Origin of the sequence: Acinetobacter colistiniresistens, from assembly GCF_024582815.1 — a bacterium.
Lineage (GTDB): Bacteria > Pseudomonadota > Gammaproteobacteria > Pseudomonadales > Moraxellaceae > Acinetobacter.
On the sequence record NZ_CP102099.1, the window covers coordinates 702,686 to 725,986 of the forward strand.

Consider the following 23,301-nt stretch of genomic DNA (forward strand, 5'->3'; position numbering starts at 1 on the left):
AAGCCTTGTTATCGTTGCGTTTGATTTTTATTGATAATGACAATCATACATACGATATCAGTGCTGTATGAAAAGCAGTGGAGAAGGCGCGTTATGCATCTGCATATTTTGGGTATTTGTGGCACGTTTATGGGGTCTCTGGCTCTACTCGCACGAGATTTAGGACATAAAGTCACAGGTTCAGATGCCAATGTTTATCCACCGATGTCGACCCAACTGGAAAATGCGGGAATCGAGCTCATGCAGGGCTATGACCGCAGCCATTTACAACCGCATCCAGATCTTGTCATCGTCGGCAATGCCATGAAACGTGGCATTGATGCGATCGAGTACATGTTGAATGAAGGACTGCCTTATATTTCGGGTCCACAATTCTTGGCTGACCATGTATTACAAGGCAAACATGTGCTTGGTGTTGCGGGTACACATGGTAAAACCACCACCACCACCATGCTGGCGTGGGTATTAGATCAAGCGGGCTTAAATCCAGGCTTTTTGATCGGTGGTGTACCTTTGGGTTTTAGCGAAAGTGCACGTCTAGGTGGTGGCAAATATTTCTGTGTAGAAGCGGATGAATATGATTCGGCCTTCTTCGATAAACGTTCTAAATTTGTACACTACCACCCAAAAACGGCGATTCTTAATAATCTTGAATTTGACCACGCCGATATTTTTGATGATCTGGCTGCGATTCAGAAACAGTTCCATCATTTAGTACGTACCATTCCAAGTGAAGGTCGTATTATTGCACCGATTACTGAGACCAATATTGATGAAGTATTAGCGCAGGGCTGCTGGACACCTGTGCTTCGCACCAGTCTTGAGCCAAATGATCAAGCCGCTTTATCTGCTGAATTGATCAGTGTCGATGGCAGTCACTTTAAAGTACTTGAGCACGGCAAAGTGGCCGGTGAAGTGAAATGGAATATGACTGGACAACATAGTGTGGCCAATGCGTTGGCAACGATTGCAGCGGCACAGCACGTCGGTGTCAGCCTTGCGCAAGCCTGTGAAGCCTTATCCAACTTCGGTGGGGTTAAACGTCGTATGGAGCTGTTAGGCACCGTGCGTGGTATCGAAGTCTATGATGACTTTGCCCATCACCCAACTGCGATTGAAACCACTTTGGACGGCGCACGTAAACGCTTAGGTGAACGTAAGTTATGGGCCATCATTGAACCTCGTTCTAACACCATGCGTATGGGCAGTCATAAAGATGGTTTAGCACACTCTGCACGTTTGGCCGATGAAGTGATTTGGTATCAACCAGAAGGTTTAGATTGGGATTTACAACCCGTGATTGCAGCATCAGCAAACAAGGCTGAAGTCAGCCGCTCTTTAGATGAAATCATTGCCCGTGTGGTCAATGAAGCAGGTGAGGGCGACGCGGTAGTGATCATGTCCAATGGCGGTTTTGGTGGTTTACACCAAAAGTTGATTACGGCTTTGTCGTAATCTAGCGCATAGCCCACAATTTTGTCACAGTATTCGCTATCGTGGCAGGCGGCATGGATGCTGCCCGTTGGACTGTGGTATAGGGATATACCATCAGTCCAACAAAAGATTTTTGTTACTTTTCATCTTTGGAAAGTAAGGGAGCGCCTATACCCAAACCAGTTAATGATTCAACCTATATGAGGCTGTAAAATCTTGCCAATTAGAGATATCTCCAATCCATTTTAAATGGCAATCAACTCAATTTATTCACCAATTTCAACGGCAAAATCTTCATTGCAATCCCCATTGGCAACCACGGCCACTGCGGTACATAGGCTTTCACAGGTTCCTTCTCAATCGCTTTGACCAAAGCCTTGCTTCCGGTTTTTTCATCCACTTCAAAGGGTAGTTTTTTCGCACCCTCATTCAGCTCAGTGCGAATATAACCTGGGAAAATCGTTGAAACTTTAATTGGTGTATCCAGCAACTCAGCGCGAATCCCTTCCGCCAAATGCGCCACCGCAGCTTTACTGGCAGCATAAGTCGATAAATGCTTGGGTAAACCACGCATCGCACTCATCGAAGAAATCACCACCAAATGGCCTCTATTCTGCGCCCTAAAGATTTCAACCGCGGCTTCACACTGTGCCAGTGCCGAAATAAAATTGGTTTCCGCCGTGGCGCGATTCACTTCAAAATGCCCCTTACCAATACGGCGACCATCGCCAACACCAGCATTCACAATAATTCGGTCAATCGTGCCAAACTCTTGCTGAAAGGCATGAAAAACCGTAAATACATCATCGTAATGGGTCACATCAAGGGTTTTAATCTTCACCTGTACCGAAAACTGGCTTTGCAACTGTTGTTGTAAGCTTTCCAAACGCTCTAGGCGTCGTGCACAAAGCGCCAGATTGTAGCCTTTAGCTGCAAATTCACGCGCCATACCTGCGCCCAAGCCCGAACTTGCCCCTGTAATTAAAATCGTCTTTGCCATGCCTGCCACCTATTTTTTTTAAATCCATGTTAAAAGTTCAGCATCACGTGCTTTTAAATACTGATGCTCATTAAAACTGAGTAATTGCAAACGATCATCTGACCAGCGCAGTGTGGTGATACTGGCATTGGCAATCGACCAATTCAGCGCAAAAATCTGTTTGGCATTCAGCCCCAACACCTGACCGACCGCCACAGAAATCACACCACCAGAACTAAATACCAATGCCTGGCGCTGCTGTGTCGCATCAAGCTGCTGACACAAATCGTGCAAAGCGTTTTCTACACGGGTTTGGAAGCCTAACCATGTTTCATGATATTCATGGTCATATTGCTTGCCAATCCAGCGATCAATCGCGCCATCAAAGATTTTGGCCAGATAAGCCCGAGGATTGGCCACCAAATCGACATCCTGTTTCAGCAATTCAGGTTGATTAAAACGCGGCTCATATTGGGCAAACACCTGCTGATGGTCAAATTCATTCCAAGCCGACTCTGTTTGTATCGGTGCATCCTGAAAACTTTTTGATAAAGCCAGTTGCGCTGTTTGCTGATGGCGTTGCATCGAACCTGCCACAATCAGCGGTGTTTGTTTCAGCGTCTGTTTAAAAAAATCACCGACAACCTGTGCCTGCTGCTCACCTTTGGCTGAAAGCTGGTCATAACTTGCTGCACCAAAAGATGCCTGCCCATGCCGTACCAAATAAATTGTGGTCATCGTTTTAAAATATCCTGTAGTTTTGCACCATATTCAGCAATCAATGCTCGTGCTTGCGGATTGTTTTGTGCAATCAGTTTTAAAGCCCGAATATGTAAGGCATGAATCATGATCCAGAAATCTTTAAAGGCTGGATTATCGGTTTGCTGATGGTAAAAACGATAATAAATCTGCTGAGCAATCACGGCCAAACGGAACAAGCCAAACACTTCATAAAAAGCCCAATTGGCAGGCTGTAAACCGGTCTTTTCCAGATAGTAATCCACCACCTGTTGCCGTGTCAGCATACCTTTTAAATTGGTCGGTTGACGGCGGCTGGATTTCATCAGGGCATCATCATCCTCTTGAATCCAGTAGGCGAGGGCGCTGCCCAGATCCATCAAAGGATCGCCGAGTGTCGCCATTTCCCAGTCCAGTACGCCAATCACTTGAGTCGGTTGTTGTGGGTCTAAAATGACATTATCAAAACGCCAGTCATTATGAATCACGCAGGTTTTTGTATCGGCAGGGATATGTTGTTGCAGCCATTCACGCACAAAGGCAAAATCGGGCACATTCGGTGTCAGGGCTTTGCTATAACGTGCATCCCATCCCTCAACCTGACGGCGGCAATAGCCTTCGCCTTTACCCAGTTTTTCCAGTTCAGTGCCTTGATAAGGCACTTGGTGCAGCTCAATCAACTTATCTAAGACATTCAGGCAAAGTTGCTGTACCTGTGACGCATCCAGCTGTAATTCTTTGGGTAAATTAGCACGGGGAATAATGCCTTCAATCCGCTTCATCACATAAAAATCGCAACCGATGACGCTGTCATCCTGACACAGTGCAAGCATCTCAGGCAGCACAGGGTAGAACGGCGCCAGATGCTTCTGCACATTGTATTCACGCGCCATATCATGCGCTGATTTGGCTTTGGTACCTTTTGGTGGGCGGCGTAAGATCAGGTCGGCATTGTCATACTGCAGTCGATAGGTCCAATTCGATGCGCCCCCTGAGTATTGGGTCACTTGTGCCTGTCCTTGCAAATCCACACCTTGGTGTTTTAGCCAGTTTTCAACTGCTGCAATATCCAGTTCTTCACCATGGCGAACCTGTCCACCGATATCAATCATTGTCATTCTTGTATTTTCCTTATCAACGAGCATAGCCACGTTTTTTCAGTTCGAGTTTGGCAATCATGCCTTTATGGACTTCATCAGGTCCATCGGCCAAACGTAAACTACGCGCTTGATTAAAAAATGCGGTCAGTGGGGTATCGCGTGAAACGCCTTCACCGCCGTGAATCTGGATTGCCATATCGACCACATGTTGCAATACGTTCGGCGCCACCACTTTAATCGCAGAGATTTCCGTCAAGGCTGCCATATTGCCCAGCGTATCCATCTTATAAGCGGCATACAGCGTCAATAAACGCGCCTGATCGATTTGCACACGCGCATCTGCGACCCGTTCTAAATTACCACCGAGCTTGAGAATTTCCTTGCCAAAGGCTTTACGCGACATACCACGATCAATCATCAGCTCCAGCGCTTTTTCAGCTGCGCCAATACAACGCATACAATGGTGAATCCGCCCGGGCCCTAAACGCCCTTGCGCAATTTCAAATCCTTGGCCTGCACCGCCAATAAAGTTGCTGAGAGGTACACGTACATGGTCAAAATTGACTTGCCCATGGCCATGTGGTGCATCGTAATCACCAAACACAGGCAACATTCTTTCGATCGTCACCCCTTGGGTGTCAATCGGTACCAATACCATCGAATGTTGATGATGGCGGTCTTTGCTTGGATCGGGGGTATAGGCCATGAAAATAATCACTTTGGCATTCGGATCGCCCAAACCCGATGACCACCATTTGCGTCCATTCAAGACGATCTCATCGCCCTCAATCACCGCCGTGGCTTGCATATTGGTGGCATCACTGGAAGCGACTGCGGGTTCAGTCATGCAGAACACGGAACGGATTTCACCCGCGAGTAAGGGTTGCAACCATTGTTGTTTTTGCTGCTCACTGCCATAGCGCCATAACACTTCCATATTGCCACTATCCGGCGCATTACAGTTAAAAACCGTTGGGGCAAGCAGACTGCGTCCTGTCAGTTCCGCAATATGCGCATATTCCTGTACCGACAGACCTGCACCCAGTTCTGCATCAGGCAAGAACATGTTCCATAAGCCCGCTGCTTTGGCTTTACTTTTCAGCTGTTCCAGTTGATCGGGCCATTGCCATTGGGTCCAGTCGCCATCGACATTCAGATGATGGACTTCATCCCAGAAGGCTTTTTCAATCGGTTCTATTTCTTGTTGAATAAAGGCGTGTGTTCGTGCAATAAAATCCTGTGCGCGGTCAGATAATGCAAACATCCTCATGTCCCTCAAAGTAAAAATTTGGCGAAACGTGATTCGCCGCTTTACATCACCATAAGCGAAAATTTATTATGAATGAAATGATTTTATTTTATTCAAAACTATGAATCAGATTCATAATACCAGCCCACTGGAAGTGGCTCATTTTCATCGTATTGATATCAATTTATATCCGCTGTTTATTGCGATTTTTGAACAAAAAAGTATTTCCAAAGCGGCGCAATTGTTGTGTATCAGCCAATCTGCGGTCAGTCATGCCTTGCAGCGTTTACGCACACAACTTGGAGATGAGTTATTTGTACGCAGCGGGCAAAAAATGCTGCCAACGCCTTATGCCGAGCAAATTTATCGGCCGATCCAGAGCGCATTGCTGAGTATTCAACAGATTGCCGTGCCGCAACATGATTTTGTGCCCAGTATGCTGCACAGCCTAAAAATTGCCATTCATGATGAAATCGAACCGATTATTTTTCCACAACTGGTACATCATTTTGCCCAACTGAGTCTGGACATTCAGTTCTTGAGTTCCAAGCTGGATCGTAAAAATATGTTGGCCGATCTCTCGGCCCAACAAATCGATTTTGTGATTGATCTGGTACAACCCCAGCAGGCACATCTGCAGTTTGAAAATCTGATTGATGACCATTTTGTGGTCTGTACCCAGCAGCCTGAGATGAATTTGACTCAGTATCTATCCTCACCGCATATTGGTGTGTCATCACGACGCACGGGCTTATTGCTGGAAGATATTTATCTGAATCGGCAACAACTGTCTCGGCAAATTTTCCTGCGTTGTCAGCATTATTCAACCGCACTACAAGTTTTGGCTCAATACCCCAATGCGGTGTTAACGATTCCACAAAGTATTCTGAAACATCTGCATTATGCGAAGCATTTAAAGATTCACACCCTGCCGATTGAATTGCCTAAAATCAACATGGGCATGTATTGGCATGACCACGTCACACATAACCCACGACACCAATTTTTACGCACCGAAATTTTAAAAATTTTTAATTAGAGCAGGCGAATGCATTGCTTATTCGCCTATCTGCGGATATCTATCTTGGGAGCCTTTGATTATTTGCTTGATGCCAGCTGTTGCAAATCAAGCTCATGACTTAAGTAGGCCTTAGCAAGCATCAGACGAAGAATATAAACCACCGCCATCGCAAAAATCATATAGCCAATATCCGCAAAGAAACAAGGAATCGAATAAAGAATCAAAATGGTCAGCGGATAAAGCCAACGTCTCCAGCCTGACAAATAAAAAGCTTCATAGAACAACCAAATATAGGTGCTATAAATGGCCAAACAGGTCGCAATTAACCATCCCATCATTGGACTGGAAATATGGGCATGTCGCGTTGAAACATCGACCGCGGCTGCTAAAGCTGCCCCCAGAACCGCAATACTGATAAAGATAAAAAAATGACCGTAACCCCATAAAAAAGGCTGCACCCCATGACGTTGATGGTGATGATGACTGCGATCAAAGTAGACCCACCACATGGCGAACATCATCAATAAGCCGCCAATGACTAAAAAAATTTCTTTAAAATTCACATCATGATTGGCAAAGGCTTCCTGAGTGGCTGCAAAACTCCCGATGATTGACTCCCCCAACACAATGATCGTGAGTAATGCATAACGCTCAACAATATGATGAGGGTGCCAAGGCGTCACCGCATATTTTTCTGCATACAACGGTACAGCCAATTCAGCAAAAACCAAAATCAGGAAAAGTACGGGGGTCATTTGTATGGCACTAAAATTGCCAATTAACCATCCCAACTGCACCAAGACAATACCAGTCGCATAGCGATAGGCGGTTACCCTTCGTTCAGGATCATGTTTTGCCACACGTATCCATTGTGTCACCAAGGCCAAACGCATAATCACATAGCCAATGATAATGACATCAAAATTGTGTTGTTGAAAAACCGCGGGAATGCCTGCCGCCATCACTAATGATCCGACAATCTGCACAAAGGTCAGACAACGGTACAGCGTGTCATCATTGTCATAGGCAGAGGCAAACCAAGTGAAATTCATCCATGCCCACCACAAGGCGAAGAACACCATACAATAGGTCGGTAAAGCATGCCATAAATGACCTTCAATAATCGCGTGATGAAGCTGTTGTCCTGCGGTTGCAATCGCAACCACAAAAATCAGGTCAAATAAAAGTTCTAATGGCGTGGCTGCTCGATGGGCTTCATCAGGGTCACGGGGAGCAAATAATTTTCGTATTTTGTTTTGATTTTTTTTAGTACTCATGTCTTCTTCTCAGAACAATATTCAGCCTTCAGTTCTAACTTAATCCATCTGTATTAATTTACCTATCGGCTAGCGCATAAAAATGCTTAAAATTTATGCATTGAAGATTTGCTTAAATCGATTATTTATGTAATTCTATGCCTAGCTTTGGATCTCATCATCCATAACAGAATTTGACAAGGGGAGTAGCCTCCTCCAAGCCTAGATCGTGGCTTTTAACGATTTAGGTGTCAGAGTATCGTCATTACACTTTGCAAAAAGTCGGACTCTGAGCATCACAAGCGATCGTGATGTAGGCAAGACCTTGATCATGTTGAAACAGATGTTTTATTTAATTCATCTGGCAACTGGTCAAGGTTTTTTTATGTCCATTTGCCAGATAGGGAGTTGTGATGGAAACTATCGGTAATTTATGGCTGTACGTTGCGTTCTTCGCAATCGTGACCATCATGCTACTGGTCGACTTTTTAGGCTTTAAACAAAAACAGAACCAAGATGTCCCCATCAGGCAAGCGGCTTACTGGAGTATTGCTTGGGTCACCGTTGCCATGATTTTTGGTGGTGGTTTGTGGCTGTACTTACAACAAACCGTAGGTGCAACCATCGCCAACCAAAAAACCATGGAATACTTTGCAGGTTATTTACTGGAAAAGTCGCTGGCAATTGACAACGTCTTTGTCTGGCTGATGATTTTCGCAGCGTTTGCGATTCCTCCTGCATTCCAGCGTAAAATCCTGCTGTACGGCGTACTCGGCGCCATCATTTTAAGAACCATCTTTATCTTTATTGGTGCTTGGTTTGTACAAGAGTTCTCTTGGGTGCTGTATATTTTCGGCGCATTTCTGGTCTACACCGGCTTTAAGTTCCTGAAAGGGCAGGACGAAGAAGAAACCAATATTGAAGATATCAAGCTACTGAAATGGTTACGCAAACACATGCGGATTACCCCGCAGTTAGAAGGCAATAAGTTCTTTGTTCGCCAGAATGGGATGTTATGGGCAACGCCTTTATTCTTGGTATTAATCTTGGTAGAAGCATCTGATGTGATTTTTGCGGTGGATTCTATTCCTGCAATTTTCGCCGTGACCAGTGACCCGTTCATTGTGTTAACCGCAAACTTAATGGCGATTTTAGGCTTACGTGCAATGTTCTTCCTGTTGGCTGGTGCTGCAAGCAAAATGCATTATCTACCGTATGGCTTGGGCATCATCTTATTGTTTATTGGTGCAAAAATGTTATTGCTCGATGTATTCCACATGCCAATCTGGATTTCACTCGGCTTTATCGTCCTGGTCTTGAGCATCACCGCTTATCTCTCGTTACGTCATAACCAACGCCAAGCGCAATAATCGCGAAGCCGATCAAAAGGGTCTTCAATGAAGGCCCTTTTGATTTGAGCATCATCAACTCATGGCAATTTAGACCATAGCGATACAGCCTGCTTGATTGAGATCAATAGCTTAATTTTTTCAGTCTGGTCGGAGACATCCCACTCAACTCCAAGGCCTGATTCACACATCACAGTGCTATTCAGCAAAGATGTGTAACGCTTAATACAATTGCTTTTCTCTGCTGGAATCAGGCTCGGTTATATCATGATAGATCATATCGACACAGTATTTTGCAAGTCAAAGACATGACCCAGTAAATGCGCCCAAACCATATTCATACAACAGAATTTGTTGTTGCAACATCCTATCCCAAGCAGCGCAGTGCCTAATCAGATCAACCTGTCTGCTTCGATTGCCTTACTTTGGCTCAGCAGCGGAAAAGGCAACGATTTCTATCTTCCCGAGCTGAATTGGTTCAAATCATAAGTCACATTTATATACCTTTTAAACCTGTGAATGAGATGAATAATCCAGTAACTTTGGCAAAATCAGGTACAATCAACCGAAAAAAGTAAAATTGTAGGTTGTTATGACTTTGGCTACTCCAATCACGGTGATTCGTGGTCGCTTCTTAGATATTCAAAAAACCGTTTCCCAAGCGGCTGAAATTGCCGATCAAGTCCGTTATATCGAAGATGGTATCCTGATTACCGAGCAGGGCAAAATCCGCTGGTTTGGCACGTGGAATGACGCTCAAGCCCACCTTCCTGCAAACGTTGAGATTCAACATTATCCAGAACAATTGATCATTCCGGGCATGATCGATACCCATATCCATTTTCCACAAACTGAAATGGTCGGTGCCTACGGCGAACAATTACTCAGTTGGTTAAATACTTATACCTTCCCAACCGAAATCCAGTTTAAAGACAAAGCTTACGCACAGGAAATTGCACAATTCTTTGTCACTGAACTGCTTAAAAATGGTACCACGACAGCCTTGGTGTTCTGTACGGTACATCCTGAATCGGTGGATGCCTTATTTGAAGCTGCACAACAGCATCAGATGCGTTTAATCGCGGGTAAGGTGATGATGGATCGTCATGCACCAGAAGCCTTGTGCGACACTGCAGCCAGCGGCTATGAGGATTCTAAGGCATTAATCGAAAAGTGGCATGGTCAGGGTCGCGCACTGTATGCGATTACCCCACGCTTCGCACCCACTTCGACGCCTGAACAACTCGAAAAAGCAGGCCAGCTCAAAGCCCAATTCCCAGATGTCTATGTGCATACCCATTTAAGCGAAAACAAAGATGAAATCGCATGGGTGAAAGATTTGTTTCCTGAGCAAAAAGGCTATCTTGATGTCTATCATCATTATGGTCTAACTGGTCAACGCTCGGTATTCGCGCACTGTGTGCATTTAGAAGATGCCGAGTGGAAATGTATGCATGAAACAGACTCTGCAATTGCCTTCTGTCCAACCTCAAACCTGTTCTTGGGCAGCGGTTTATTTCCATTGAACAAGACTTGGGAACAACAGGTAAAAGTGGGGCTTGGTACCGACGTTGGGGCAGGGACCTCGTTTAGCCTATTGCAAACCGTCAACGAAGCCTACAAGGTACAGCAGCTGCAAGGCGATAAACTGTCTGCCTTTGAATCGCTGTATCATGCAACTTTAGGTGGTGCAAAAGCCCTCGATTTAGACGACAAACTCGGTAACTTTAATATCGGTAAAGAAGCCGATTTTGTGGTGCTCAATCTCCAAGCAACCGCGTTACAACAATTACGTCAATCACGTTCAAAATCGGTTGATGACAGCTTATTTGCCTTATTCACCATGGGCGATGACCGAAATATTGAGGCAACCTATATTTATGGACAAAAAGCCTATAGCCAAAGCTAAACGTTTAAATAAACAAAGACTTGGGTGGATCATATTGGCGATTGGATGTGCGGTTCTATTAAAACGTGACCGTGCATCTGCTCAAAATGAAACACATTCTTCATCATCAAAAGGTGCATGAACGGTGATTTTGTTTTAAAATTGGCAGATTAGCTCAAGATTTCGAGGTGTTGCAGGTCAACACCTTTTTTATTTTCCCGTTTTTAAGTGTTAGGAATCTACCGATGACCATTGCAATGCGCATTATGATTTCAAGTGAAGAGATTCAAGCCAAAGTCAAAGAACTGGGTGAAAAGATCAATGCACACTATGCTCAAAGTGATAAAGAACTGGTACTGATCGGCCTATTACGTGGTTCAGTCATTTTCATGGCAGACCTATGCCGCTCAATTGAAAAACCACACGAACTCGATTTTATGACGGTCTCTAGTTATGCTGGCGGCACGGTCTCATCACGTGATGTTAAAATCCTAAAAGACCTGGATGGTGAAATTCACGGTAAAGATGTACTCGTGGTTGAAGATATTATTGACTCTGGAAATACCTTAAGCAAAGTGGTTGAAATGCTTAAAACCCGTAATCCCAATTCAATTGAACTCTGTACTTTGGTCAGTAAACCCTCACGCCGTGAAATTCCTCTGGATGTTAAATTCCTTGGTTTTGAAGTTGAAGATCGCTTTATCGTCGGTTATGGACTCGATTTTGATCAGAAATATCGCCATTTACCTTTTATTGGTGAAATCGGTCTTTAAGCCAACGCATGTGTATGGGCATTTCATACTCATAAATGGCGTCAATGATAAGTTTCAGCTTAGGCGGTGAACATCCCAGTGCAAGCTTCAAATTGAGGTGCTGACAAGCACCTTTTTTATTGCGCTTCAATCACGCAATATTGCTAACCATGCACAAAAATACGACATAACTCCGTAATCCACTACAGACAAAGCACCTTCCTATCAAGCAGGATAATAGGAAATACCTTTGTTAAAACAAGGAGAAAAGACAATGTGGTCCCTAATTGTGGCAATTGTTGTTGGTTTTTTTGCTGGTTTAATTGCTCGTGCGATCCATCCTGGAGATGACAAAGCAGGCTTTATTGTAACCACCCTATTAGGTATTGCAGGTTCATTACTTGCCACCTATGGTGGCCGTTTACTGGGCTTATATGCGGAAAACTCGGCGGCAGGTTTCATTGCTTCCGTGGTTGGTGCCATCATTATTCTATTTATTTATAATCTGGTCACCAAAAAAAGCTAAGTTACAGGCAAGCAAAAGCCCAGTTCACTGATTCGCAGGAATTGGGCTTTTTTATCGGCTATAGTCCCAACTCTTTCCAGATCATCTGAATTTCTTCAGCACTACGCCCACCGACCATTTTCAGACCATTACCAAAGATCAACGTTGGTGTTCCATCTACGCCGAGTTTACGTCCCAGTTCGAGGTTACGTTCAATCGGATTGGCACAGCTTTTTTCCTTGGGTTGCACATTCTTTTGCAACAAGTTTTTCCATGCATAGGCCTGATTAGCATCACACCATACCGATTTTGACACTGCGATGGATTGAGGTTTTAATGCATAAATAAAGGTATAAATCGTTACATCAGTCAGTTTATCCAGCTCTGCTTCTAATTTTTTGCAATAAGAACAGTTAGGGTCGGAAAACACCGCCAATTGACGCTTACCATTGCCTTTAACCGTTTTAATCGCATCCTTTAAAGGCAGTTGTTTCCAGTCCATCGAGTTTTGCTGGATGACTAAATCCTTAGTGAGGTTCTTCTGATCTTTTAAACGAACCATTGAGCCGACAAACATGTGCTGCGCACTTTCATCCAAGTAAATGATCTGATTATCCAAACTGGCACTATATAAACCATTCATTTCAGTCGCCTGAATATTGGTTACCTGAATATTGGGATACTGCTTAGTTAAATTGCTTTTTAAGCTATCGACATTGGCTAAACTGATGGCAGAAATACAACTCAACAATGAGAACATCCCAATTTTTTTTAACATCATGAACACTCAACTCAAAAATCAACGGCTATTGTAATCAGTCTGGCTTCCACCGACAGAGCCGCTTACGGAGCAACAACCAAAACCCAACCAATTTTCGCGATGTTTCACGTGGAACATTCGCCTTAATTCTCCCAATGGGTGAGCACGCATTACGCAGTTCCTCCCTTTAATAAAAACCCAAAAATCAAACTCATCACATTGATAATTATTAAATAATTTTAAAAATTAGCTAGATCTCAGCCAAGCTTTTTGGAATAATTTACGCTGCATCCCAATACGGTGAGAATGAAGGGACAAACTTTATTTAAATTGAGTAAAATTCATCTCCCTATCAGCATTCATTTTCAAGAAACAAAAATATGTTTCCCTTAGCGGGAAATTATCAACGTATTACAGAAATGGACCTCGTTTCATTTAAAATTTAGGTAGATCAATGTATAACGCGGAACTATTAGAAGAAGCCAAAACCTTTATGTTTCACATGCTCAGCAAAGTTGTCGAGTATGAGGGGTCAGACTTATTTATCACTGCCGATTTTCCGCCCAGTATTAAATTGCAAGGCTTAATGCGCCCCTTAGGACAGCAAGCACTCACAGCAGATAAGACCAAGCTATTTGCCTATAGTTTGATGAATGAAAAACAACGCCAAGAATTTGAAAGCGAATGGGAATGCAACTTTGCAATCAATGTCCCGAATGTTTCACGTTTCCGCGTCAATGTGTTTAAACAGCAGCTACAAATCGGTATGGTGATCCGGACCATTACCTCAGAAATCCCAAACTTTCAGAAACTTAAACTGCCAGAATCACTGAAACACGTGATTATGGAAAAACGTGGTCTGGTCTTGGTTGTGGGTGGAACAGGTTCTGGAAAATCAACCTCTCTGGCTGCCATGATTGACCACCGCAATGAAAATTCAGCAGGCCATATCATTACCGTTGAAGACCCTGTGGAATATGTGCATAAGCATAAAAAATCCATGATTACCCATCGTGAAGTCGGGGTCGATTGCCATTCCTGGCATCATGCCTTGAAAAACACCTTGCGTCAGGCACCTGATGTGATTCTAATTGGCGAAATCCGTGATACCGAGACCATGGAACATGCGATTGCCTTTGCTGAAACAGGGCATCTCTGCTTAGGTACCTTGCACGCCAACAATGCCAACCAAGCCTTGGATCGAATTATTAACTTCTTTCCAGAAGAACGTCGCAATCAGTTGCTGATGGATCTTTCATCCAACATGAAAGGGATTATTTCGCAACGTTTAGTCCGTACCCAAGATGGTAAGGGCCGTCGTGCTGCAATTGAAATTTTGCTGAATACCCCATTGATTGCAGACAACATTCTCAAAGGTCAATTCCACGCACTGAAAGAGATTATGAGTAAATCGCGTGAGCTGGGCATGCAGACCTTCGATCAGGCCTTATTTGAGCTGTATAACGAAGGCGCGATCAGCTATGATGAAGCCCTGCGCAATGCCGATTCAGTCAATGAACTACGCTTACAGATCAAATTAAGGGCCTCTCGCCAAGAAGGTGTGCCTGAAGCAATGATGACGGCGTTAAATGTAGTTCCAGATGAGAAACCGAAAGAAGAGCAAGAAGAAAATTGATAAACAATGGCTTAGATTATTCCCAATCTAAGCCTTTTTTATTTGATTTAATTTATTATTTACCAATACAAAACGAACCAAAAATCTTACCCAGCAAGTCATCGGCACTGAAATCACCGGTGATTTCACCCAAGGCATTTTGCGCCAAACGCAATGACTCAGCCACCAGTTCACCTGCATTAAAGACCACAAGTTGCTCGCGTGCTTCGGATAAATAGCGCTGAGTACGCTTCATTGCGTCTAAATGACGTGTTCTGGCGATAAAGGTATCTTCCTCAGGTTGGAAGCCTGCATGCGCTGTAATCGCATCTATGAGCGCCTGAACCCCCATCTCTTGTTTGGCTGAGACACTAATATGCCGGAAACCTTGATAATCACTCAAAGTCGCAGCCTGACCCGTTAAATCACATTTATTGCCAATCAACAATAAACGCTTTGGCTCCAGATGATCAGCAAAATATTCATGTGCCAGCTGTAAAGGTTCATCGCCTTGATTCAAGTCATACACCAACAGTAACAAATCGGCCTGTTCAATTTCCTTGATGGCACGACGAATCCCTTCCTGTTCAACGATATCGCCCGTTTCACGTAAGCCTGCAGTATCGGTTAAAGTAATCGGCAAGCCATTTAAACTGATCTTTTCATGCAGCACATCACGGGTAGTCCCTGCAATATCGGTCACAATGGCACGTTCATGGCCAGCGAGTGCGTTTAACAGGCTCGATTTACCCGCATTTGGCTTACCCGCAATCACCACCTGTAGACCTTCACGTAGCAATTGGCCTTGGCGCGCAGACTGTTGCACTGCTTGAACCGAGTCTTGTACCTCATCAAGTAAAGCTAAAATCTTGCCATCGGCTAGAAAATCGATTTCTTCTTCTGGAAAATCAATTGCAGCTTCAACATGTAAGCGTAAGTGAATCAGTTTTTCTAAAACGGTATTAATTTTGGTTGAAAATGCGCCTTGTAAAGAGCGTACCGCGGAACGTGCCGCTGCCTGTGAGGTGGCGTCAATCAAATCGGCAATCGCTTCGGCTTGTACCAAGTCCATCTTGCCATTTTCAAAGGCACGCATGGAAAACTCACCGGCCTTTGCCGCAGTTGCGCCCAAATCAAGTAAACGTGCTAATAGCGCATTCTGAATGACTGGGCCACCATGGCCTTGCAGTTCCACCACATCTTCACCTGTAAAGGAATGCGGATTCGGGAAACATAACACAATGCCTTCATCCATCACGGCACCATCGGAATCACAAAACTGGCGGAAGCCCGCCATTCGTGCAGCAGGCAGCTGTTTCTGGGTCAGTTGCTCTGCAATGGCATAGGCTTTCGGTCCAGAGAGTCGAATCACCCCCACACCGCCACGACCTAAAGGGGTAGCAATCGCAGCAATTGTGGTTTGATGTTGCATGTTAAATTCACCTAAAAAAACGCAAGGGTTATAAAATTAAAACCCTAAATACAGCCAAAGAAAAATCCGCCTAAGATTACCATCTTAAGCGGATTTATTCAGTAAAAGTTCGAACTTAAGCGCTCGGCTCAACCTTGTTAAGACGGTCTTTTTCGACACCTTTGTTAATAAACCATTGTTGTAAAATGGTAATACTGTTGTTGACGATCCAGTAAAGCACCAAACCGGCAGGGAAGAACAACATGAATACCGTAAACATGATTGGCATGATACGGAACACTTTAGCCTGCATAGGATCAGTCGGTTGCGGGTTCAACATTTGCTGAACGAACATGGTGACACCCATGATCAACGGCAAGATAAACCATGGATCCATTGCAGATAAATCTTGAATCCAGCCTAACCACGGTGCATGACGAAGTTCAACTGATTCCATCAACACCCAATACAAGGCTAAGAAAATCGGCATTTGTAATAGCAATGGCAAGCAACCAGACAATGGATTAACTTGTTCACGCTTGTACAACGCCATCATTTCTTGTGAGAAACGCATACGGTCTTCGCCAAATTCTTCTTTCATGCGTTGCATTTCAGGTGCAATTACACGCATTTTCGCCATTGAGCGATAACTTTTTGAAGAAAGTGGCCATAAAATGGCTTTTACCAAGATTGTCAATAAGATAATTGACCAACCCCAGTTCCCCACAAGGTTATGGAAGAATTGCAAACCTAAGAACAATAACTTCGCAATTGGCCATAACCAACCGTAATCTACAGTTTGGTTTAATCCAGCCGCTAAGTCTTTGAGTTCAGATTGAATTTTAGGACCAGAATACAGTTTTGCATCCACTTCCATTGAGGTACCGGCCGGTACATTGATCACGGGAGAGGTGAAGCCCATGATATTCATATGGTCCGCAGACTGACGCGATTCAAGTTTAGCAGTATAAGGCTGACCATCCGCTTGAGTCAGTTTTAAATTACCCGGAATCCATGCACTGACGAAATAGTGCTGAACCATGGCAACCCAGCCGCCTTTGGCATCAACATTCAATTTCTCATCATTAAAATTGCTGAATTTTAACTTGTTATAGTGCGCATCTGGTGTACCCCAAGCGCCCCCTAGATAAGTTCCAAGTGTGAAAATACCTTGAGAAGATTTACCAGGATCATCCGAATTATCACGTTTTAACTGACCAAACATTTGACCTTGCCAGTTTTGCTGGCTACGGTTAATGACTTGGTGTTTTACTGTAATTGGGTAATCACCTTGCGTGAAGGTGAACGATTTGATCACTTCCACACCCTCAGGTGTTTTAAATACCAATGGCACAGTCAACACTTGCTGTGTCTTGCCATCTTTTGATGCGATGCTTTTTGCATCGGCCAATGTATATGCTGTTTTTTCAACATCATACATTGGGCGTCCGCCACGGCTACTATCAGGTCCATTTAAACCAATTAAACCCGATTGAGCGACGTAAGTACGTTTCGCATCACTTTCCAGCATAACAAACGGTTTATTGCTGTCTTTGCTTTCATCATGGCTTAACAATTCAATACGAACGATATCACCACCTTTTGGGTTGATCCAAAGATGGTAAAGATCAGTTTGCACTGAAATCAGTTGCTGACTTACAGAAGGCGTTTCTGTAGCTTGTGATGCAGTCACATTTGCTTGTGGCAAGTCTGAAGCCGCTGTTGCATTTTGAGCATTTGGCAAATCTGCAGATACATCATGTGCAGTGACAACCGCCGCTTGTTGTTGCGGTGCTGGTGCAGCATGACCATAGTCTTTTTGCCAAGCCAAAATAAGCAAATATGCGGTAACAAACATGGCTCCAAGAATTGCAAATCTGGCCCATTGTTGCATATCTATTATCCCAAATGGTTAGAGAGATTTTGCTTGAATAAACGATCACGAAAGGGTACAGCAACGTGATGCATTTGAGAATCTATTTGATGAAACGAAATAAAACGAAGTGCTTTGCGAGGAACTGGATCATAGCCTGAACCACCCCAAGGATGACAACGGCAAATTCGCTTAGTCGATAACCATACTCCTTTGACCGCACCATGCGTTTGCAATGCTTCAATTGCATATTGTGAGCAGGTAGGAATATAGCGACAACGAGGACCCAATAATGGACTAATTGCGATTTGGTAACATCTTATCAACCAATGCAGTAAACGTACCATTGGAGATCTCTAATTCTGGAGGGATGTCACAACGACTTTGGAATGCTTCTTTGCTAAACGTTGTAATTTTTGCCAAGCAAAATCTAATTGTTGATGTAATTCTTGATTTGCGATTGCTTCTATACCTACTTTAGGCATCACCACAATATCGATATCAGCATTAAATTGCGCTTGATGTAAACGGAAACTCTCCCGAGCAAGACGCTTTATTCGATTTCGTTCATGCGCGCGGCGTACTTTCTTCTTAGCAACGACAATACCCAAACGGCTTTTAGGCTGTTCGGTTAATTTTGCTAAAAAAAGGAAATGGGGTTGATGCACTTTAAAAAGCGCACCATCAAATACACTTTTATAATCTGCGGCACAACGAATACGAGATTCTGCGCCGAAACTGTAAAGTGTCATCACCCAAATCTGGTCAGCTTAACAGTATTAAACAGTTAAGCTATGACGACCTTTTGCACGACGACGAGCTAAAACTTGACGACCTGCTTTAGTAGCCATACGAGCGCGGAAACCATGAACGCGTTTACGCTTTAATTCAGATGGTTGGAAAGTACGTTTCATATCGAAACTCCCAAAATGATCTTTCTATAAAGGTCCGCGATTTTATTGTGCAATGTTTACGCTGTCAATGGAAAATCAAAAACTTTACATTTTGTTTGTTCTGTTTTGATGCAATAAAACTGCACTTAAACATTCTGCTTAATAGAAAACAAAAAATATACACAAGCTATCTATTTATATTATATCAACATTCAGCTATATTCACAGCTTGCAGACAGGCTTATCAACAATCCATCTTCTAATTTAAATTTAATTCTTGGATTTTGAATTTAAATTTCGATATGCTCAGTTATCCACAATTTGCTTAAGCCCTATAAGTAATTCAAATTTAAAATTCAAATTTATTCTTATTAGTGTGGATTTATTCTGTGGAAAGTGATGTTTTTCTATAAATAAACATAGAGTTATGGTGTGGATAACCATGTTTTTATCAATTTTATAAATTGTGGATAACTTTAGGGTTAAAACTATCCACAGCTTGTGCAAAAAGTTATACACAAGTGGTTTTAAATTTGAATTTATAAACGAATGCTTTCTTTTTCAGCAAAAGTCTCATAAATTTGCCTGACAGATGTGGATAACTTGGTTAGAATGGCGACCCCTTCGAAAGATGGGTGTGGTGATTTTTATTTTTTGAATTTAAAAATGGATGGAATAGGGGATGCACATGCTCTGGACAGACTGCTTAACTCGCTTGCGACAAGAGCTCTCTGATAACGTCTTTGCGATGTGGATTCGTCCTTTAGTTGCCGAAGAGGTTGATGGTGTGATGCGTTTATACGCACCAAACCCTTATTGGACACGCTATATTCAAGATAACCATTTAGAACTGATTGCTATTCTTGCTGAACAACTCTCTGAAGGCCGAGTTCGTCAGGTTGAAATTCTGGTTGATTCGCGTCCAGGCACAATTTTGTCTTCTAATGAGCAACCTGCGACCACCACAGCTGCACTGAGCACGCCTGTTGCCACGCCAGTAAAAGTGAAAAAAGAATCCGATTTAGTACAACCTAGTCAAAATGTCACAAAAATACCTAAGAAAAGACAACTCAATCCACTATTTACCTTTTCTTTATTTGTTGAAGGCCGTTCCAATCAAATGGCCGCTGAAACGTGTCGTAAAGTCTTAACCCAATTGGGGGCATCTCAGCACAATCCTTTGTTTCTCTATGGTCCAACAGGTTTAGGTAAAACACACTTGATGCAAGCGGTGGGTAATGCGCTATTACAAGCCAAACCAAATGCACGTGTGATGTATATGACCTCTGAAAGTTTTGTTCAGGACTTTGTCAGTTCTTTACAAAAAGGTAAGGTTGAAGAATTTAAGAAAAATTGTCGTTCTTTAGATTTACTCTTGGTCGATGATATTCACTTACTCGCTGGAAAAGAGGCAAGTCTTGTTGAATTCTTCTATACTTTCAATGCCTTACTGGATGAATCCAAGCAAATTATTTTAACTTCAGACCGTTATCCCAAAGAACTGACTGAACTTGATCCACGTTTGGTGTCTCGTTTTTCATGGGGCTTATCGGTCGGCGTTGAACCCCCTGATATTGAAACCCGTATCGAAATTTTGCTGAAAAAAGCAGAAAATAGTGGTGTAGATTTGCCGCGAAACTGTGCTTTATTTATTGCTCAACAAGTCGTTGCCAACGTACGTGAGCTTGAAGGAGCGTTGAATAAAGTAGTGGCGATTTCACGTTTCAAAGGCACAGTCATTGATTTGGATGTGGTCCGTGAGTCTTTGAAAGATGTCCTGGCGATTCGTGCACGCACCATCAGTGTGGAAAATATCCAGCGGGTGGTGAGTGAATATTTCCGTATTCCGCTGAAAGAATTGATTGGACCAAAACGTACGCGTATTTATGCGCGCCCACGTCAGCTCGCCATGGGGCTTGCACGTGAATTAACAGGGGATAGCTTTCCTGAAATTGGGATGGCGTTTGGTGGTCGAGACCATAGTACCGTGATGCATGCTTGTGAAAAAGTAGTCAGTTTGCGGGAAGAAGACCCTATTTTTAATGAAGACTATAAAAACTTACTTCGTCTGTTACAAAGTTAATCTATTTTTCAGAGTTGCAAACTGCTTTTAAGTGCAGCATAGTACACTGCTAACATTCATATCGGCTTCTGTTGTAAGAGGAATAAAATCGTGCGTTTGAAAATCGCTAAAGAAAGTTTAGTCAATGTTTTATCCCATGTGGTGGGGGCTGTAGAGCGCCGTCATACCTTGAATATTCTTTCAAATGTCAAAATTCAAACCACGCAACAGGCCTTAACCATTACAGGTTCTGATTTAGAAGTCGAATTGGTTGCAAGCACCACGTTAGCTGAAGGTGCTTGTTTGGAAGCGGGGGAAACCACGGTTCCTGCACGTAAACTGGTCGAAATTTGTAAATCTCTTCCAACAGCAGCCTTGATTGACTTACAAATTACAGAAGATCAGCGTTGTATTTTAAAATCGGGGAACAGCCGCTTTGTACTAGGGACGCTTCCAGCAGAAGATTATCCCTTACTCACCACTGAAAATAGCCAAGGTACGCAAGTACAGGTGACGCAACGTGAGTTAAAGCGTTTATTTGAGAAAACAGCCTTTGCGATGGCGGTTCAGGATGTCCGTTTTTACCTGACGGGAACCTTGCTGGAAATTGATCAAAATCAATTGCGTACAGTAACAACCGATGGGCACCGTCTCGCTTTATGTGAAGTGTTGGCTTCATCAAATGCATCGGCACCGATTCAAGCGATTGTGCCACGTAAAGCCGTGGGTGAATTGCAGCGCTTACTGAGTATTGAAGATGAACAACTGACCTTGCTGATTGGTCGTGAATTATTAAATGTGACCATTAACACTCCAAGCCGCGATAAAGAGCAAGGGGAGATTACGGTTCGCTTCACGACTAAATTGATTGATGGTAAATTCCCTGATTATCGCCGTGTGATCCCGAAAGGGGGGGATAAACATGTCTTTATTGCGCATGATGTGTTTAAACAGTCACTACAACGTGTTGCGATCTTGAGTAATGAAAAATTACGTGGTGTGTTCTTGAATTTTAATCAGGATTCATTGCAATTGCGTGCCAACAACCCTGAACAAGATGAAGCGGTTGAAGATTTGGCAATCCAATATCAAGATGCACCATTAGAAATGTCATTTAATGCACAATACATTCTTGATGTATTGAGTGTGCTGGATGGTGATGATGTAAAAATGAGCATGACTGAAGCCAATCAATCGGTATTGGTGCAAGATCCAGCCCATCCAGATCAGACCTATGTTGTGATGCCGATGCGTGTTTAATCGGGATTGATGATTTGAGTTTTTAAGTATGCAAATCACGCGTTTAAATATCGAACGTGTACGTAATTTAAAGGCGGTTGCACTCCATGAGTTGCAACCGTTTAATATTTTTTACGGGGCCAATGGCTCTGGAAAAACCTCAATTCTAGAATCCATCCATTTATTGGCCACTGGGCGTTCATTTCGCACGCATATTCCTAAGCATTACATCCAGTATGAGGCCGGGGATGCGATTGTGTTTGCACAATCGGCCAGTGAGCGTATAGGCATGCAAAAGCTGGCTTCGGGTGAGCAACTGATCAAGGTCAATGGTGATACGATTGCCACCCAGGGGCAGTTGGCAAAATTATTGCCCTTACAGCATATTGACCCGCAAAGTACCGATATTATCGATCATGGGGCGAAACCTAGACGGCAATTACTGGATTGGTTGATGTTCCACGTGGAACCTGAGTTTTATTTTGCTTGGCAATACTATTCACGTGCCTTAAAGCAGCGTAATAGTTTGCTAAAAACACGGCGTCATCCAAGTCTGGCTGATCTAGAGCCGTGGAACAAAATGCTGAGTGATTATGGCGAAATTTTGCACTCGCAACGGGTGGCCATCGTCGAACAATGGAATCAGTTCTTCAAGGAAGATTTACAACAACTCCTGCCCGATATCGAGGTCGAGCTGGAATATAGCGCAGGCTTTCATACTGAACAGGGGTTGTTACAGGACTTGGTTCAGCAGCATCAAAAAGACTGTGATCGACGTTATACCGAGTATGGTCCGCATCGGGCAGATTTACGTCTAAAAACGCCCTTTGGCAATGCCGATGATGTACTGTCTCGGGGCCAAAAAAAGTTGTTAATCATGGCATTAAAACTGTCACAAATTGCAATGCTGCATGCGAGTAATAAGGAAACTGTGGTATTATTAGATGATCTGACAGCAGAGTTAGATTTGGCTGCACAACAACGTTTAATTGAGCGATTGAGTCAGTTAGGAAGTCAGGTTTTTATCACCACCTTAGACCATGCGTCGGTATTAAAACACTTACATGATTTGTCGATTTCCTTTCAATTGTTTCACGTTGTCCAAGGCCAAGTCAGTGTTGCTGCGCCATAATTTTATTTCCTCATCTTTGGATAGATTAGATATTTACTAGGGAGT

General features: G+C 43.4%; 21 protein-coding genes. 10 read left to right on the top strand and 11 right to left on the bottom strand.

Annotated features, from left to right (window positions below; all coding sequences use genetic code 11):
* Window positions 1-93 precede the first annotated feature (93 nt).
* On the top strand, window positions 94-1,455 hold the full coding sequence (gene mpl / locus NQU59_RS03345; protein WP_005244765.1) for a UDP-N-acetylmuramate:L-alanyl-gamma-D-glutamyl-meso-diaminopimelate ligase: 1,362 nt from the start codon (window positions 94-96) through the stop codon (window positions 1,453-1,455).
* Between the two features lie 235 nt (window positions 1,456-1,690).
* Here mpl and NQU59_RS03350 read toward each other — a convergent pair whose 3' ends face one another.
* Genes NQU59_RS03350 through NQU59_RS03365 form a run of 4 tightly spaced genes read right to left on the bottom strand, consistent with a single transcriptional unit; the run spans window position 1,691 to window position 5,515 of the window.
* Entirely contained in the window at window positions 1,691-2,434 is a 744-nt protein-coding gene (locus NQU59_RS03350) for an SDR family oxidoreductase (protein ID WP_005244766.1), read from the bottom strand.
* Window positions 2,435-2,452: 18 nt separating this feature from the next.
* Window positions 2,453-3,151, bottom strand: coding sequence for a histidine phosphatase family protein (locus NQU59_RS03355; RefSeq protein ID WP_257065018.1), 699 nt, complete (start codon window positions 3,149-3,151; stop codon window positions 2,453-2,455).
* The gene (locus NQU59_RS03360) at window positions 3,148-4,269 is read right to left on the bottom strand and encodes a phosphotransferase family protein (protein WP_257065019.1); all 1,122 of its coding nucleotides are present in this window, start codon (window positions 4,267-4,269) and stop codon (window positions 3,148-3,150) included. The genes NQU59_RS03355 and NQU59_RS03360 overlap by 4 nt, the downstream gene beginning before the upstream one ends.
* Before the next feature lie 16 nt (window positions 4,270-4,285).
* Window positions 4,286-5,515 carry an acyl-CoA dehydrogenase family protein gene (locus tag NQU59_RS03365; RefSeq protein ID WP_257065020.1) on the bottom strand — a complete coding sequence of 410 codons (1,230 nt, stop codon included), beginning with the start codon at window positions 5,513-5,515 and terminating at the stop codon, window positions 4,286-4,288.
* Between the two features lie 106 nt (window positions 5,516-5,621).
* Between NQU59_RS03365 and NQU59_RS03370 the strand changes: the two genes are divergently transcribed.
* On the top strand, window positions 5,622-6,539 hold the full coding sequence (locus NQU59_RS03370; RefSeq protein WP_257065021.1) for a LysR family transcriptional regulator: 918 nt from the start codon (window positions 5,622-5,624) through the stop codon (window positions 6,537-6,539).
* Between the two features lie 59 nt (window positions 6,540-6,598).
* On the opposite strand, the gene NQU59_RS03375 is transcribed toward NQU59_RS03370, so the two are convergent.
* On the bottom strand, window positions 6,599-7,798 hold the full coding sequence (locus tag NQU59_RS03375; RefSeq protein WP_005244776.1) for a low temperature requirement protein A: 1,200 nt from the start codon (window positions 7,796-7,798) through the stop codon (window positions 6,599-6,601).
* A 392-nt stretch (window positions 7,799-8,190) separates the two neighbouring features.
* Here NQU59_RS03375 and NQU59_RS03380 point away from each other — a divergent pair, with 392 nt between their 5' ends.
* The 4 genes from NQU59_RS03380 (at window position 8,191) to NQU59_RS03395 (ending at window position 12,292) form a co-directional block, all read left to right on the top strand.
* Window positions 8,191-9,147 carry a TerC family protein gene (locus NQU59_RS03380; protein WP_257065022.1) on the top strand — a complete coding sequence of 319 codons (957 nt, stop codon included), beginning with the start codon at window positions 8,191-8,193 and terminating at the stop codon, window positions 9,145-9,147.
* Window positions 9,148-9,718: 571 nt separating this feature from the next.
* Complete coding sequence (gene guaD, locus NQU59_RS03385) at window positions 9,719-11,035, top strand: guanine deaminase (RefSeq protein WP_257065023.1); 1,317 nt, start codon at window positions 9,719-9,721, stop codon at window positions 11,033-11,035.
* A gap of 224 nt (window positions 11,036-11,259) precedes the next feature.
* Window positions 11,260-11,787: a hypoxanthine phosphoribosyltransferase gene (gene hpt, locus NQU59_RS03390; protein ID WP_005244785.1), complete on the top strand. Its 528-nt coding sequence runs from the start codon at window positions 11,260-11,262 to the stop codon at window positions 11,785-11,787.
* A gap of 253 nt (window positions 11,788-12,040) precedes the next feature.
* Complete coding sequence (locus tag NQU59_RS03395) at window positions 12,041-12,292, top strand: GlsB/YeaQ/YmgE family stress response membrane protein (protein ID WP_005244788.1); 252 nt, start codon at window positions 12,041-12,043, stop codon at window positions 12,290-12,292.
* A 58-nt stretch (window positions 12,293-12,350) separates the two neighbouring features.
* On the opposite strand, the gene NQU59_RS03400 is transcribed toward NQU59_RS03395, so the two are convergent.
* Entirely contained in the window at window positions 12,351-13,049 is a 699-nt protein-coding gene (locus NQU59_RS03400) for a DsbC family protein (RefSeq protein ID WP_010590072.1), read from the bottom strand.
* A gap of 436 nt (window positions 13,050-13,485) precedes the next feature.
* On the opposite strand from NQU59_RS03400, the gene NQU59_RS03405 reads away from it, so the two are divergent.
* A complete protein-coding gene (locus NQU59_RS03405; RefSeq protein WP_257065025.1) occupies window positions 13,486-14,667 on the top strand; it encodes a PilT/PilU family type 4a pilus ATPase in 1,182 nt (393 codons plus the stop codon).
* A 55-nt stretch (window positions 14,668-14,722) separates the two neighbouring features.
* On the opposite strand, the gene mnmE is transcribed toward NQU59_RS03405, so the two are convergent.
* The 5 genes from mnmE to rpmH form a co-directional block, all read right to left on the bottom strand.
* Complete coding sequence (gene mnmE / locus NQU59_RS03410) at window positions 14,723-16,078, bottom strand: tRNA uridine-5-carboxymethylaminomethyl(34) synthesis GTPase MnmE (RefSeq protein WP_257065026.1); 1,356 nt, start codon at window positions 16,076-16,078, stop codon at window positions 14,723-14,725.
* A 115-nt stretch (window positions 16,079-16,193) separates the two neighbouring features.
* A complete protein-coding gene (gene yidC / locus NQU59_RS03415) occupies window positions 16,194-17,951 on the bottom strand; it encodes a membrane protein insertase YidC (RefSeq protein ID WP_005244793.1) in 1,758 nt (585 codons plus the stop codon).
* A 5-nt stretch (window positions 17,952-17,956) separates the two neighbouring features.
* On the bottom strand, window positions 17,957-18,277 hold the full coding sequence (gene yidD / locus NQU59_RS03420) for a membrane protein insertion efficiency factor YidD (RefSeq protein WP_004660550.1): 321 nt from the start codon (window positions 18,275-18,277) through the stop codon (window positions 17,957-17,959).
* A gap of 9 nt (window positions 18,278-18,286) precedes the next feature.
* A complete protein-coding gene (rnpA, locus tag NQU59_RS03425) occupies window positions 18,287-18,682 on the bottom strand; it encodes a ribonuclease P protein component (protein ID WP_005244795.1) in 396 nt (131 codons plus the stop codon).
* 27 nt (window positions 18,683-18,709) lie between these two features.
* Entirely contained in the window at window positions 18,710-18,844 is a 135-nt protein-coding gene (gene rpmH / locus NQU59_RS03430) for a 50S ribosomal protein L34 (protein WP_000831329.1), read from the bottom strand.
* A gap of 667 nt (window positions 18,845-19,511) precedes the next feature.
* Between rpmH and dnaA the strand changes: the two genes are divergently transcribed.
* The 3 genes from dnaA to recF all read left to right on the top strand — a co-directional run bounded on the left by dnaA (window position 19,512) and on the right by recF (window position 23,256).
* On the top strand, window positions 19,512-20,906 hold the full coding sequence (gene dnaA, locus NQU59_RS03435; protein ID WP_005244796.1) for a chromosomal replication initiator protein DnaA: 1,395 nt from the start codon (window positions 19,512-19,514) through the stop codon (window positions 20,904-20,906).
* Window positions 20,907-20,996: 90 nt separating this feature from the next.
* Entirely contained in the window at window positions 20,997-22,145 is a 1,149-nt protein-coding gene (gene dnaN / locus NQU59_RS03440) for a DNA polymerase III subunit beta (RefSeq protein WP_005244797.1), read from the top strand.
* 28 nt (window positions 22,146-22,173) lie between these two features.
* Window positions 22,174-23,256, top strand: a complete 1,083-nt coding sequence (gene recF / locus NQU59_RS03445) for a DNA replication/repair protein RecF (RefSeq protein ID WP_257065029.1) — start codon at window positions 22,174-22,176, stop codon at window positions 23,254-23,256.
* Window positions 23,257-23,301: the final 45 nt, after the last annotated feature.